This window comes from Trueperella sp. HMSC08H06 (genome assembly GCF_001808465.1).
In the GTDB taxonomy this organism is placed as follows: domain Bacteria; phylum Actinomycetota; class Actinomycetes; order Actinomycetales; family Actinomycetaceae; genus Trueperella; species Trueperella bernardiae.
Window position 1 is genome coordinate 38,362 of the sequence record NZ_KV793343.1, and the last position, 12,723, is coordinate 51,084.

Genomic DNA, 12,723 nt, shown 5'->3' on the forward strand with positions numbered 1-12,723 from the left:
TCGCCCAGTTTCACGCCAAGAAAGTAGCGCGGCCAAGCAAAGCTTGGCCGCGCTGATTCCTATTTGCTCGATTCGTCCGTCGGTGCCGGATCAGTGGGTTGCTCACTCGGATCCTGACTCGGTTGCTCGCTTGGCTCCGTGGTGGGGGGCGCCACAATCTCCTTGGCGATCACCAGTTCGACGCGCTGGTTGTATGGCACCTTCCCGGCGGCCGGGTTCATGGATAGCACGGTGCCGGGCTCGGCCTGGTCGGTTTCCACCTCGGAGATCGAGATCGACTGAATCCGCAGGTCGTTGGCGAGGAGGGCTTCGGCGTCGTCGATGTTCATCCCGCGCACATCCGTCAGCACCACGTCACCGGACGCGACCACCAGGTTGACCTGGCTACCGCGCTTGACGGTGTTGCCGGCCTCGGGCGAGGTGGCGGACACTGTGTCCTTCGCCAGCCCGGGCACGTCCTCGATGTCGACCCGCCCCACCCGCAGGCCTGCGTTCTCTAGGATCTCCTTCGCCTGGTCCTGGGTGTAGACGCCGTTGGCGACGTCGGGAACCTTCACCGAGCCGACGCCGGAGGAGAAGTGGACGGTGACCGTGTCGCCCTCGTTGACCGTGCCGGCGATCGGCGGGTTGGAGGAGACGTAGATCCCCTCGGGGATCTTGTCATCCTCGACCGGGTCGCCCACGTTGAGCACGAGGTTGCGCTCCTCGAGCGCGGCCCGCACCTGGCTTTCGTTCATGCCGGTCAGATCCGGCACGGTGGTCTGCGCGACCGTGGCGGTCGGCTCCTCGGGGGCGCGGTTGGCGTTGTAGATCGCGTACCCGATTCCGGACATGGCGAGGATGGTCAAAATAATGCCGAGCACGATGAAAAGCGTGTTCCGCGAGCGCTCCTCGGCGGGCGGGATCGAGGTCTGCGTGGACGTCTTCGTCACCTGCGACGGCGGCACGGACGCGACCTGCGTGGGCGGCGTCGAGACCTGCGTGGGCGGCGTCGAAACCTGCGTGGGTGCGGACATCACCTGGGTCTGCCACGAGCCGACGGCCGGAGCACTAACCTCCCCGCCACGGATGGCGGACAGGAGGTCGGCCCGCATGTCGGCCGCGCTCTGGTAGCGGTCCTCGCGGCGCTTGGCCAGCGACTTCGTCACCACCCTGTCGAGCGACTCGGGGATGTCCGGCGCGATCGACGTGGGCGCCGGCGGTTGCTGGGACACGTGCTGGTAGGCGACCGCCACCGCGGAGTCCCCACGGAACGGCGGTTGACCGGTGAGCAGCTCGAACAGGACGCAGCCGGTGGAGTACAGGTCAGATCGGGCGTCGACAACCTCGCCACGCGCCTGCTCCGGCGACAGGTACTGGGCGGTGCCCACCACCGAGTTTGTCTGCGTCATCGTGGCCGACGAATCGGCCACGGCCCGCGCGATGCCGAAGTCCATCACCTTGACCTTGCCGTCCGGGGTCAACATGATGTTGCCCGGCTTGATGTCGCGGTGAACGATGCCCTCCCGGTGCGAGTACTCGAGCGCCGACAGGATCCCGACGACAATCTGCACCGCCTCGTCAATAGGCAGGGCGTCCCCGTTGCTCAGCAGCTGGGAGACGGTGCGGCCCTTGACGTACTCCATGACGATGTAGGGAAGCGAGAGGGTGCGACCGGATTCGGAAATGACGGTCTCTTCGCCCGTGTCATACACGGCCACGATCGAGGGATGGTTGAGGGCGGCGGCGGACTGCGCCTCGCGCCGGAAGCGCGCGATGAAGGTGGGATCCTGGGCGTGGTCGGTGCGCAACACCTTGATGGCGACCGTGCGCGAAAGCCGCGTGTCGTAGCCCAAGTGCACCTGAGCCATGCCTCCGCGGCCGATCAGGTCGCCGACCTCATAGCGGTCGCCGAGGATACGGGGTACGTCAGCCATGCCGAACTTTCCTTTCCCTCACACCTTCAAACATACTGCCCCACATCGGCGCGTGATTGCCAACTAGTGAGGTCACGAAACGATTACAGTTCATTGGCCCACCACCGCGTCGATGACGGCCCGTGCGACCGGCCCGGCGTTGGACCCGCCGTCGCCCCCGTTCGCGACGAGCGCGGCCACCGCCACCTTCGGATCGTCCGTCGCGTCGAACCCGGCGAACCACGCGTGCGGCTCCACCCCGGCGCCGACCTCGGCCGAGCCTGTCTTGCCCGCCACTTGCACGTAGTTCAGCGCGGCGTACGACCCGGTGCCCTTGTTTACGACGTCGATCATCATCGACCGCATCTGCTCGGCGGTGCTCTTGGAGATCGGGTTGGAGAACGTGGTGGGCGCGGTGGTGGACAGTACCCCGAGGTCCGCGGTGAACGTCTGGTCCACGAGGTAGGGGGTCATGAGGCGCCCGTCGTTGGCCACCGCCGCCGCGACCATAGCCATCTGCATTGGTGATGCGAGGATGTCGCGCTGGCCGAAGGAGTCCATGGCGAGAGCGGCGTCGTCGGCCGGCTCGGGAAACTGTGAGGGGCGGACGGACAGCGGGATGTCGAGGTCCTGCCCGAAGCCGAACGCCTCGGCCATGGCGCGCATCTTCTCCGCGCCCAGGTTCAGGCCGCCGATCGCGAAGGCCGTGTTGCACGACTGGGTGAACGCCACGCGCAACGGCACCGTGCCCGAGCCGTCCCCGCACTGGCGCTGGCCGGGGTTGTAGATCTCGTGCGACGTGCCGGGCGGAGAGTAGGTGTAGGGGGCCTCGACGCCGGAGTCAGCGGTCAGCCCGTTCTCGATCATGGCAGCAGCGGTAATGAGCTTGAACACTGAGCCGGGTGCGTAGAGGTCGTCCCCGATCGCCCGGTTGAGCAGGGGTTTGGCCGGGTCCGCGTTGAGGGTCTCCCACGCGGTGGTCGCCTCCTCGCGGTTGTGCGAGGCGATCTGGTTCGGGTTGAACGTGGGTTTCGAGACAAGCGCGAGGATCTTCCCCGTGGACGGCTCGATCGCGACGACGGCGCCCTGCCTGTCCCCAAGTGCATCCCACGCGGCCTGCTGCGCAGCCGGGTTAATGGTGAGCGAGACGGCCCCGCCCTCCGGGTCCGCGTCCGTCAGCAACTCCTGCAAGTGCTGGGTGGCCAGCTGCGAATCGGATCCGCCCAGGATCCCGTTCTCCGCCCGCTCGATCCCAGTGATCGCGTTATGAATCACCGAAAAATAACCCGTGACCGGCGCATACAGCTCCGGCTGCAGGTAGGTGCGCAGGTAATTATAAGGAGAGTCGATCTTCTCGATCCCCGTGATCGCCTCACCCGCCACGATGATCGGGCCGCGCTTGACCCCATACTCCTTATATAGCGTGCGGGCGTTGCGTGCGTCCGCATTCAGCGAGGGCGCTCGGAAGAACTGCAACGACGTCGCCGCCGCCATGAGTGTCAAAAACATGATCGTCACGACGACCGATAGCTTGCGTAGCGGCGGATTCATCGGACCACCTCTGTGGGGTAGCGGTCGGCGTCGGAAGCGCTATCGGCAGGACCGCCGGGCGCGCCGGCGTCGGCGTCAGCTGGGGCGTCGGCGGAAACGGGCGCGCCGGCGTCGTCGGAAGCCTCGGTGTTACGCGAGGCGGAGGGCCAGTCGGAATTGGGCCAGTCGTCGTCGGGAGAATCGGGCAGCTCCGGCAACGGCGCGGAGGAGGGCAGCGCGGGGCGGCGGGCGGCATCGGACATGCGGATGAGCAGGCCGATGATGATCCAGTTCGTCAGCAGCGCCGAGCCGCCGAGGGAAAGGAACGGGATCGCGAGGCCCGTCAGCGGGATAATGCCCGTGACGCCGCCGGCCACGATAAAGCACTGCAAGCCCACGGTGAAGCCGAGGCCGGAGGCGAGGAGTTTGCCGAAGCCGTCGCGGAGGTCGAGCGCGGTTTTGAACGCGCGCTGAACAAGGAGGAGGTAGATCGAGAAGATCGCGAGCAGGCCCATGAGGCCCAGCTCCTCCCCGAAGGACGCCACGATGAGGTCGGAGTTCGCGGCGAACGTGTTGCCAGGATACCCGCGGCCGAGGCCCGTGCCGAGCAACCCGCCCGACGCCATCCCGAACCAACCCTGGACAATCTGCCACGAGCCGTACTTGGCGTTGTAAACCTCTGGGTCGAGGGCGTGTAGCCAGATGTCGAAGCGGGCCTGAATGTGCGGCATGATCTGGACGAGGAAATACACGCCGATCGTGGTGAGGATCCCGCCGATCACGATCCACGACACGCGCTCGGTGGCCACATAAAGCATCGCCACGAACAGGCCAAAGAAGAGGAGAGCCGTGCCGAAATCCTTCTCCATCGCGAGGATGCCCATGCAGCCCATCCAACCCACGAGCAGGGGGCCGAAGTGGCGTGCACGCGGCAATTGGATGCCCAGCACTTTCTTGCCGGCAAGCGCCAGGTTGTCGCGCTGGCTGACCAGGTAGCCCGCGAAAAACACCGCGAAGAAGATCTTGGCCAGCTCGGCCGGCTGGTAGGAAAAACCGGCCACCTGAATCCAAATGCGCGCGCCGTAAATCGACACGCCAAGGCCCGGCACCATCGGCAAAAGCAACAGGATCGTGCCGAGCGCGAGCGAAATGAACGTGAAGCGGCGCAGCGCCCGATGGTGGACCACCACGGCCGTGGCCACCATGAGCACCACGCCCACGCCCGCCAACATGAACTGCCCGCCCACAAGCGGAGCGTTCCCCTTGGCAACCAGCGAATAGTCAATCCGGTGAATCATCACCAGGCCCAGGCCCGTGAGGGTCACCGCGATTGGGAAAAACACCGGGTCCGCCCACGGCGCCCGCCAACGGATCACGAGGTGAGCCACGAAAATGAGGCTGGCGGCCGCGCCCGCCACCATCCAGAAATTCTCTGGAAGCGCCGAGACCTCCTCCACGCTCACGCTGTGGTGCACGATCACCCACGCCTGCAGGCACGCCGCCAGCGCCAGGATCAGGAGAAGGAGCTCGCGGAAACGGCCCGTCCGGGCGGTCTTCTGAGTCACCACGCTCATTGCCTCTCCTCCCGTGGGTCCGTGGGGGCCGGGACCGTGGTGCCGCTGGTCGGGGCGGGCGTCGTCGTCGGGGCCGGTGTCTGGCCGGACGGATCTCCGGACGGATCGCGCGAAGGCTCCGTGCCCGTCGGCGGGAACGCGGACGGCTCAGGGGTTGGGCGCTCGCCGACGATCGGGTCCGGCTCGCGCACCTGCGCCGACAAATCCGCGACGACCGTCCGCGCCTCCTCCAACGACCCGCGCGTGATCGGCTCGGCAATACGCGCCTGGGCCACCGCCTTAAGGCTCACCACCTCAACGTCCGTCTTCTCATGCAGATGGGACAGGGTGAGCGGGCCGAGCTTTTGCGGCACGCCCTGGAAAATCGCCACCTTCCCGCCCGCCTGCGTCACGTAATACTGGGTCTGGGTCCACGCATACGCGCCAAACAGGGAGCCCGCAAAAATGCCGAGCACCGCGATCGTGGCCGCAATCCGCGCCCACGGGCTACGTCGCTCCGGTTCGACCTCGCCCGCCTCATCCGTCTCACCCGGCGTCCACCGCGCCAGCTTCCCCGCCGCCGACGCCGTGCCACGCGTCGGCTTATGCGCATCGACCGCCGCCGAACCCACGATGAGGGGCGGGGCCGGGGCGACGTCGTCGTCGACAACATCGGCCAACACCACCGTGACGTTATCGGGCGCGCCGGCGGCCAGCGCCAGGTCCACCAGGCGGTTCGCGCACGCCTCCAGGTCGCGGTAATCGGTGAGGGTCTTCGCGATGCGCTCCTTCGACACGACGCCGAACAGACCATCCGAACACAGCAACCAGCGGTCGCCAGGGATGGCCTCGCGGATCGAACGGTCGATCTCCAGCGGCTCCGGGGTGTCGCCGATGTTGCGCATGATCACGTTGCGCTTCGGGTGATTCTCCGCCTCCTCCGGCGTGATCTCCCCCTGATCCACGAGGTACTGGACCAACGTGTGGTCATGCGTGACCTGAGTCAGCGTGCCCTCCCGCAGGAGGTACGCACGCGAATCGCCAATATGGACCATGCCGAGTTTGTTGCCCGCGCGTAAAATCGCGATGCACGTGGTGCCAAGGCCCGCCAGCGACGTCGTCTCCGCCGAGCGCTGAATGAGGTCCGCGTGCGCGTCCTCGAGCGTTGCCGTCAGCAGAGGCAGGAGGTCCTCGGCCTGATGGCTATCATCCACCTCCGCCAAGTGCGCCACCACCACTGACGACGCGACATCGCCACCAGCCGCTCCGCCCATCCCGTCAGCCAACACGATGAGATTCGTGGAGGCATAACCGGCATCCTGATTGGACTTGCGAATCAGGCCGACGTCGGAAGCTGCTGCGCAGCGGAAAGAAATGCTCACTGGCGTAACTCCAGGGTTGTCTTACCGATGGTCACGGGCGTGCCAAAGCCCAGGCGGGTCGGCTCATAAATGCGGGTGCCACCCACCCACGTGCCGTTCGTCGAATTCAGATCCTCCACGTACCAATCGTGGCCATCCGTGTAGAAATGGGCGTGGCGGGCCGAGGTGTAGCCGTCGTCAAGGACGAGCGCCGAATCCGGGGAGCGGCCCACCGTGATCGAACCCGACAGCGGGATCGTGCTGCCGGCTAGGGATCCTCCGCTCACCACCAGGTGCGGGTGCGCTAAGGCGCTAGGCGCGGGGGTGGACGAACGGCAGGGCTGCGGCGTCGTTCGGGAGGCGGGGCGGTTGAAAGCGCGGCCCGGGGTGCGGGACGTGACGCGCGTGCCGTGCACGTCCTTCTTCACCGTGAGCACCACAGCGAAGACGAACAGCCACAGGAGAATGAGGAACCCGTAGCGGAAAAGCGCAATGACCAGGGCACTCATAGCATCTCCGGGCTCGTCCAAAACATGATGCGCGTGCGGCCAATCGTGATCGTGTTGCCATCCAGGAGAGTGGCCGCCGTGATCCGATGGCCCTCCACGTACGTGCCGTTCGTGGTGTCGAGGTCCGTGGCGATGACCCCGCCCGGGGTCACGCGGAGCTCGAGGTGGCGGCGGGAGACACCGGCGTCGTCAACAGTGATATCCGCCGATGATCCACGGCCAATCACCGTGACCGCGCCCGTGAGCAAATAGCGCTCGCCCGCCACCTCAATGATCGGGTTCTCCGGCGAGGCCTCCGGCATGGTAGCGGGGGCCGCCGGGCCGCGCTTCGACCGGCCGCGCACCAGGAGCTTGCCGCGCGACAACTCCGGGGTGGAATTGAACGTGATCTTGATCGGGCCCAGGAACGTGTACGCCTGGTTGCGGGCGTGGGCCGTGGCGATATCCGTTAGCTCGTCGCGCATCGCGTCCTCACCCCACTCCTCCAACTTGTGGAAATCCGATTCCGACAGCAGGATCTCAAACTCGTTCGGCACCACCACGCGCTCCTGGCTGACCGCCGCCGCCCGATCATCCATCGACTTCTTCAAGCCCGATGCCAACTCCACCGGCTTCAGATCCGAGCGAAACGCGCGCGAAAACACGTTCTCGACCGCGTTCTCCATCCCGCGCTCAATCCTGTCGAATGCGCCCATCGTCATCCTTTCGCACTCTCGCCGTCACCGACGCAGCTGAATCGATAGTTCATTTCCTAGGCTACTCGTTCTGAGATCCAAGTGGATCAGCCTGGGAGTGCGGTGTGCGCGGTGGGCGGACATGGGGTGTGGGGTGGGGCGCTGGCGGACACGTGGGTGTGGCGGGGGCGGGGGCCGGGGCCGAGTGCGGCGGCGGAAGATGGAAAGTGAGAAACGCGGCATAGTCGGCGGCGGCGACTTGGAGAGGGAGCGCATGTGCGTGTAGGCTGTCTTTCGCTTGCTCGAGTGGCGGAATAGGCAGACGCGCACGGTTCAGGTCCGTGTGCCCGTGAGGGCGTGGGGGTTCAACTCCCCCCTCGAGCACCAACAAGGCCGGGAAACCGGCCTTTTTCTTTGCCCGCCCTGGCTGACCAGATTATCGGCGCCGCGCACCAAGGTCCCGCCGGTCTGCCCGACAGAAGTCGTGAATATATCGGCTGACGATTGCTATAGGGGCCTGGTGGGCCTCAGGTTCACGAGTTGTGTCGGCGCCCCCGGGTAGCAGCCACTCGGCGGGGGTATTATCGGCTGATCCAAACCCGCCGGCGCTGACCGTGTTCGGCTTTATCCAAAAGGACCGCGTGGAGGCCGCCGCCTAAGAGGCTGACAGAGAAAAGTGCGGGCCACCCGGCCCGCACTTTTCTCTGTTCGCCGCCCGGCCCTAGTCGTCAATCCAGGTGTTGATGACGTCAGCGTAGGTGAGCGCGTCGGACTCGGAGTGCACGGAGAACACGATGAGGTCGAGGCATTGGCCGTACTTGTCCATCCAGGTGTTGACCGCGTCGAGGGCGATGGTGGCCGCCTTGCGGATAGGGAAGGCGTTGTAGCCGGTGGCGATGGCAGGGAAGGCGATGGAGCTCACGTCGGGCATTTGCCGCGTGAGCTCGAGCGCGTTCCAGTAGCAGTTGTACAGGATGTCGACGTCGTCGTCGGCGATGATCCCGTCGCGCACGGAGGGCCCCACCGTGTGGATGACGTATTTGGCGGGGAGGCGGTAGCCGCGCGTGACCTTGGCTTGGCCGGGCTCTTCGACGTCGGTGCCCTGTAGTTCCATGATGGTGGCGCAGTCGTTGCGCATCCAAGGGCCGGCTTGGGCGTGGAGGACGGAGTCGAGGCAGCCATGGAGCGGGATGCGGCACCCGGTGAGGGTGGGCAGGGCGGTGTTGACGATGGCGTCGATGACGAGTTGGCGCATGTCGCCGCGGAAGAGGACGGTTTCGGTGGAGGAGTCGAAGTCGTTTTCGGGGAGCAGGTCGTGGATGCGGCGGAGGTTCTTGGCTTCGACGCGGCCGTGTTCGCCGACCTGCCTGTAGAGCAGGGTGTTGATTGCGCGGGAGGCGATGGGGTTGAGCGGGCCGGGTTCGCGCAGGGCGAGTTCGGCTTGGAGCCAGCGCAGCAGGCCGTCGTCGGTGGAGAGGTGGGCGATGGAGCCGGTGCCAGTGTAGTGCTTGTGGTTGAGGCCGCCGAGGGCGGTCATCAACAGGTCGTAGGTGGAGCGGGTGTCGTCTTTGGGCTCGGGGAATGGCTCCGAGAGTTTGATTGCGTCCTTATAGTCGTCGAGTTGGAGCATCGTACCTTCCTCAGTTTGATACCCCCAGGTTACCCGAGTTCGCGGCGCGCTGGAACTGTTGGGGCGTGCCGACGACGCGCGGGCTGGCGTTTCACGACAACGGGCGCGCGGGGTTGCACGGCCGCCTGCGGGTGGGCGCGGGAAGAGTTGTCGGAGGCGCTCGTTATGATGGGGGCATGACTGAGATTGGACGGCCCAAGGCGGGCTATGACCTGGTGATTGCGACTGACGGCTCGTGCTCGGGGAATCCGGGCCCGGGCGGTTGGGCGTGGGTGGAGCAGTATTCGGGGCGCACGGCTGCGGGTGGTGCGCATCAGACTACGAACAACATCATGGAGCTCACGGCGATGATTTCGGCGCTGGAGTTTGCGGGGCCGGAGGCGGACCTGCTGCTGCGCTCGGATTCGTCATATGTGATTAAGGCGATGACGGAGTGGGCGCCGGGGTGGCGCCGGCGCGGGTGGAAGAAGGCGGACGGTAAGCCTGTGCTCAACCGGGAGCTGATTGAGAAGATGGTGAATTTGTATGAGTCGCGCACGGGGCGTACCGACGTGGAATGGGTGAGGGGCCATTCCGGGGACGCGGCGAATGAATTGGCCGACCGCCTGGCGGTCGAGCAGACGAACTTGCACGCCTAGGAGCGGGGCACGCGCGGCCGCTGGCCGCGCGTGCTACTACCCCTGTTCGAGCGGGACTTCCTGCGCGTGGGACACCTGCATTTCGGCCACGGCGCGCTTGATCGCATCAGCGTACACGTCGGCGGGCTGGGCGCCAGAGATCCCGAACTTCCCGCCCACTACGTAGAAGGGCACGCCCTCAATGCCGAGTGAGCGGGCGCTGGCGATGTCGGCGCGTACGGAGTCGGAATGCTCGCCGGATTCGAGTTCGTCGGAGACGTCGTCGGGGTCGAGGCCGAGTTCGGCGGCGATCTCGATGAGGGTGTCGGTGTCGGCGAGGTTGCGGCACTCGGTGAAGTGGGCGAAGTAGAGGCGCTCCACTGCCCGCGCCCCGAGGAGTGCGGCTTCTTCGAGGGTTTCGCCGCGGGCCTTGGCGGCGTAGACGAGCTGGTGTGCGAGGAACGTGTTGACCTCGGTGACGTTCTTCCAGTTAATCGCCAGGCCCTCGTCGGCGGCGAGCTCGGTGGTGGAGGTGAGCACCTCGGTGACCTCGTCGGCGGAGAAGTCCTTCATCGACAGGGAGGTGGCGAAGGGGACTGCCGCCGCGGCATCGGGCTGAAGCTGGTAGGCGTGGTACTCAACGGCTACCTTTTGCCCTGATTCCTCAATGCCTTTTTCCAGACGGTGCTTGCCGATCCAACACCACGGGCAGGCGATGTCGGACCACACGTGTACCACGATGTCATGTTCCATGGACCCCACCCTACTCATCGGGCACGAAAAGTGCCGTTCGTGGAGCCTTCGTCACAGCCCGGCCCGGCGAACCCCTAGAATGGCGTTATGAACATCAACGAGGGCGCACCCCGCGCCGAGCGCATCCCCTTTGAGCGGACTTTCCACGGCCACACTTTCACGGACCACTACGAGTGGCTACGCGAGGACGAGGAGAAGGCCCATTCCCTGATCGACGCCGAGAACGCCTGGTTTGACCAGAACACGGCGGACCAGGCCGAGCTCCGCGAGCAGATCGTGGCGGAGATCGCGGCGCGAACGAAGGAGACCGACGTCTCGGTGCCGGTCCGCCAGGGCGACTACTGGTACTGGACCCGCACATGGGAGGGCCGCCCATACAGTGGCCTGTTCCGTGTGCCGCTCAACGGCGCGGACAAGCAGACGGAGAAGGCGGAGCTGACCCGCCCGAAGCCTGGCGCGCGGCTCGCGGGGGAGACCTGCGTGTATGACGGCAACCAGCTCGGCGCCCACGAGGAGTACTTCGCCACCGGCTCGGGGGATGTGTCGCCGGACGGGCGGCTGTTCGCGCTCGCGGTCGACACCACCGGGGCCGAGCATTTCAACCTGCGCATTCACCAGATTGACGGGGACGTGGTGGTGGACGACGCCGTAGAGGGCGCCGGCTACGGGCTGGCGTGGCTCGCAGATTCCAGCGGTGTGTTCTACACGAGGGTGGACGAGGCATGGCGCCACCACGAGATCTGGCTCCACCGGGTGGGGACGAACCCGGACGAGGACCAGCTGATCCTGCGCGAGGACGACGAGTCCTTTGGCCTGTGGTGTGACTCCTCGCGGGATGGGAAGTGGCTGGTCATCACGTCGACGTCGACCGAGACGACCGAGGTCCACCTGGTCTCAACCACGGACCCGGATGAGCGCTTCGTCGTGCGCGAGCGAGAGCAGGGCGTGTTCTACACGGCGGAGGTGGCAGGCGACGAGCTGCTCATCATCCACAACGCCGAAGAGCCTGGCTTTGAGCTGGCCACCGCCCCGGTCCGACCCAGCGATGTCACCGAGTGGACGAGCCTCGTCAAGCCGGCCGCCGGCGAGCGCTTCCTTGAGGTCGCCGCGTTCAAGTCGTTCGCGGCGCTGCACACGCGCGCCAAGGGCGGAACCGAGATCCGGATCATCGAGCGCACGGCCAAGGGCTGGGACAAGCCGTACATGCTCCCGATCCCTGAGACGATGACCGTGGAGATCAGCGCGAACTACGAGTGGGAGACGACCGGGATCGACGTCGTCGCCGAATCGCTCATCCAGCCGCAAACCTGGCTCAACTGGGACGTGAAGGATAAGGAGCTGACCACGCTCAAGACCCTCGAAGTGCCCGGCTACGACCCGGCGGCCTACGTCGAGTATCGGGAATGGGCGGAAGCGGAGGACGGGGTGAAGATCCCGCTGACCATCGCCCACCGCGCCGACCTCGACCGCGCCGGCGACAACCCTGGCTTCATCTATGGCTACGGCTCCTACGAGATCTGCGACGACCCGTACTTCACCCCCATGCGCCTGCCGCTCCTGGACCGTGGGGTGGTCTACGTCGTGGCCCACATCCGCGGTGGCGGTGAGATGGGCCGCCAGTGGTACGAAGACGGGCGGATGCTCAAGAAGAAGAACACGTTCTCCGACTTCGTGGCCGCCTCCCGCCACCTCATCGACACGGGACTCGTGGACGGTGAGCGCCTTGCCGCGGAGGGCCGCTCCGCCGGCGGCCTGCTCATGGGCGCGGTGACCAACTTGGCCCCCGAGCTCTACCGAGTGATCTTGGCGGGCGTGCCGTTCGTCGACGCCCTGACCACCATCCTCAAGCCCGAGCTGCCACTGACGGCCGGCGAATGGGAGGAGTGGGGCAACCCGATCACGTCGAAGGAGGTCTACGAATACATGGCCTCCTACTCGCCGTACGAAAACATTCGCGCCGAGCGCTACCCCGCGATCCTTGCCGTCACCTCGCTCAATGACGTCCGTGTGTCCTACCTCGAGCCCACCAAGTGGGTCCAGGAGCTACGCGAGGTGGTGGCCGACGATTCCGGGATCATCCTCCAGCACACCGAGAAGGTCGCGGGCCACGCCGGCGGTTCCGGGCGTTACGCCCGGTGGGAGCGGCGCGCTCGCGAGCTCGCGTTCGTGCTGCGCCAGCTCGACGTCGCTTAGGTTCACGA

General features: G+C 66.1%; 10 protein-coding genes and 1 tRNA gene. 3 read left to right on the forward strand and 8 right to left on the reverse strand.

The window, feature by feature from the left end; all coding sequences use genetic code 11:
• Positions 1-59 precede the first annotated feature (59 nt).
• The 6 genes from pknB to HMPREF3174_RS02140 all read right to left on the reverse strand — a co-directional run bounded on the left by pknB (position 60) and on the right by HMPREF3174_RS02140 (position 7,543).
• Complete coding sequence (gene pknB / locus HMPREF3174_RS02115; protein WP_070446164.1) at positions 60-1,916, reverse strand: Stk1 family PASTA domain-containing Ser/Thr kinase; 1,857 nt, start codon at positions 1,914-1,916, stop codon at positions 60-62.
• A gap of 90 nt (positions 1,917-2,006) precedes the next feature.
• A complete protein-coding gene (locus HMPREF3174_RS02120; protein ID WP_070447628.1) occupies positions 2,007-3,446 on the reverse strand; it encodes a penicillin-binding transpeptidase domain-containing protein in 1,440 nt (479 codons plus the stop codon).
• A complete protein-coding gene (locus tag HMPREF3174_RS02125) occupies positions 3,443-4,999 on the reverse strand; it encodes an FtsW/RodA/SpoVE family cell cycle protein (RefSeq protein WP_070447631.1) in 1,557 nt (518 codons plus the stop codon). Before HMPREF3174_RS02125 ends, HMPREF3174_RS02120 begins: the two co-directional genes overlap by 4 nt.
• The gene (locus HMPREF3174_RS02130; RefSeq protein WP_062612837.1) at positions 4,996-6,360 is read right to left on the reverse strand and encodes a PP2C family protein-serine/threonine phosphatase; all 1,365 of its coding nucleotides are present in this window, start codon (positions 6,358-6,360) and stop codon (positions 4,996-4,998) included. Before HMPREF3174_RS02130 ends, HMPREF3174_RS02125 begins: the two co-directional genes overlap by 4 nt.
• Entirely contained in the window at positions 6,357-6,848 is a 492-nt protein-coding gene (locus tag HMPREF3174_RS02135) for an FHA domain-containing protein FhaB/FipA (protein ID WP_070447640.1), read from the reverse strand. Before HMPREF3174_RS02135 ends, HMPREF3174_RS02130 begins: the two co-directional genes overlap by 4 nt.
• Positions 6,845-7,543 (reverse strand): FhaA domain-containing protein, encoded by a 699-nt coding sequence (locus tag HMPREF3174_RS02140; RefSeq protein ID WP_062612833.1) that lies wholly within the window; start codon positions 7,541-7,543, stop codon positions 6,845-6,847. Before HMPREF3174_RS02140 ends, HMPREF3174_RS02135 begins: the two co-directional genes overlap by 4 nt.
• Before the next feature lie 279 nt (positions 7,544-7,822).
• Here HMPREF3174_RS02140 and HMPREF3174_RS02145 point away from each other — a divergent pair.
• A tRNA-Leu gene (locus tag HMPREF3174_RS02145) sits at positions 7,823-7,909 on the forward strand.
• A 334-nt stretch (positions 7,910-8,243) separates the two neighbouring features.
• Here HMPREF3174_RS02145 and HMPREF3174_RS02150 read toward each other — a convergent pair.
• Positions 8,244-9,152: a macro domain-containing protein gene (locus tag HMPREF3174_RS02150; protein ID WP_062612831.1), complete on the reverse strand. Its 909-nt coding sequence runs from the start codon at positions 9,150-9,152 to the stop codon at positions 8,244-8,246.
• 176 nt (positions 9,153-9,328) lie between these two features.
• Here HMPREF3174_RS02150 and HMPREF3174_RS02155 point away from each other — a divergent pair, with 176 nt between their 5' ends.
• Complete coding sequence (locus HMPREF3174_RS02155) at positions 9,329-9,790, forward strand: ribonuclease H family protein (protein ID WP_062612829.1); 462 nt, start codon at positions 9,329-9,331, stop codon at positions 9,788-9,790.
• A 36-nt stretch (positions 9,791-9,826) separates the two neighbouring features.
• Here the strand turns inward: HMPREF3174_RS02155 and HMPREF3174_RS02160 are convergent, their stop codons facing one another.
• Positions 9,827-10,522: a DsbA family oxidoreductase gene (locus tag HMPREF3174_RS02160; RefSeq protein WP_070446168.1), complete on the reverse strand. Its 696-nt coding sequence runs from the start codon at positions 10,520-10,522 to the stop codon at positions 9,827-9,829.
• 87 nt (positions 10,523-10,609) lie between these two features.
• Between HMPREF3174_RS02160 and HMPREF3174_RS02165 the strand changes: the two genes are divergently transcribed.
• Complete coding sequence (locus HMPREF3174_RS02165) at positions 10,610-12,715, forward strand: S9 family peptidase (RefSeq protein WP_070447643.1); 2,106 nt, start codon at positions 10,610-10,612, stop codon at positions 12,713-12,715.
• Positions 12,716-12,723: the final 8 nt, after the last annotated feature.

Bases quoted from the DNA above. Each gene is read 5' to 3' on its own strand.
- pknB (WP_070446164.1), bottom strand. From the start codon at position 1,916: ATGGCTGACGTACCCCGTATCCTCGGCGACCGCTATGAGGTCGGCGAC.
- HMPREF3174_RS02120 (WP_070447628.1), bottom strand. From the start codon at position 3,446: ATGAATCCGCCGCTACGCAAGCTATCGGTCGTCGTGACGATCATGTTT.
- HMPREF3174_RS02125 (WP_070447631.1), bottom strand. From the start codon at position 4,999: ATGAGCGTGGTGACTCAGAAGACCGCCCGGACGGGCCGTTTCCGCGAG.
- HMPREF3174_RS02135 (WP_070447640.1), bottom strand. From the start codon at position 6,848: ATGAGTGCCCTGGTCATTGCGCTTTTCCGCTACGGGTTCCTCATTCTC.
- HMPREF3174_RS02140 (WP_062612833.1), bottom strand. From the start codon at position 7,543: ATGGGCGCATTCGACAGGATTGAGCGCGGGATGGAGAACGCGGTCGAG.
- HMPREF3174_RS02150 (WP_062612831.1), bottom strand. From the start codon at position 9,152: ATGCTCCAACTCGACGACTATAAGGACGCAATCAAACTCTCGGAGCCA.
- HMPREF3174_RS02155 (WP_062612829.1), top strand. From the start codon at position 9,329: ATGACTGAGATTGGACGGCCCAAGGCGGGCTATGACCTGGTGATTGCG.
- HMPREF3174_RS02160 (WP_070446168.1), bottom strand. From the start codon at position 10,522: ATGGAACATGACATCGTGGTACACGTGTGGTCCGACATCGCCTGCCCG.
- HMPREF3174_RS02165 (WP_070447643.1), top strand. From the start codon at position 10,610: ATGAACATCAACGAGGGCGCACCCCGCGCCGAGCGCATCCCCTTTGAG.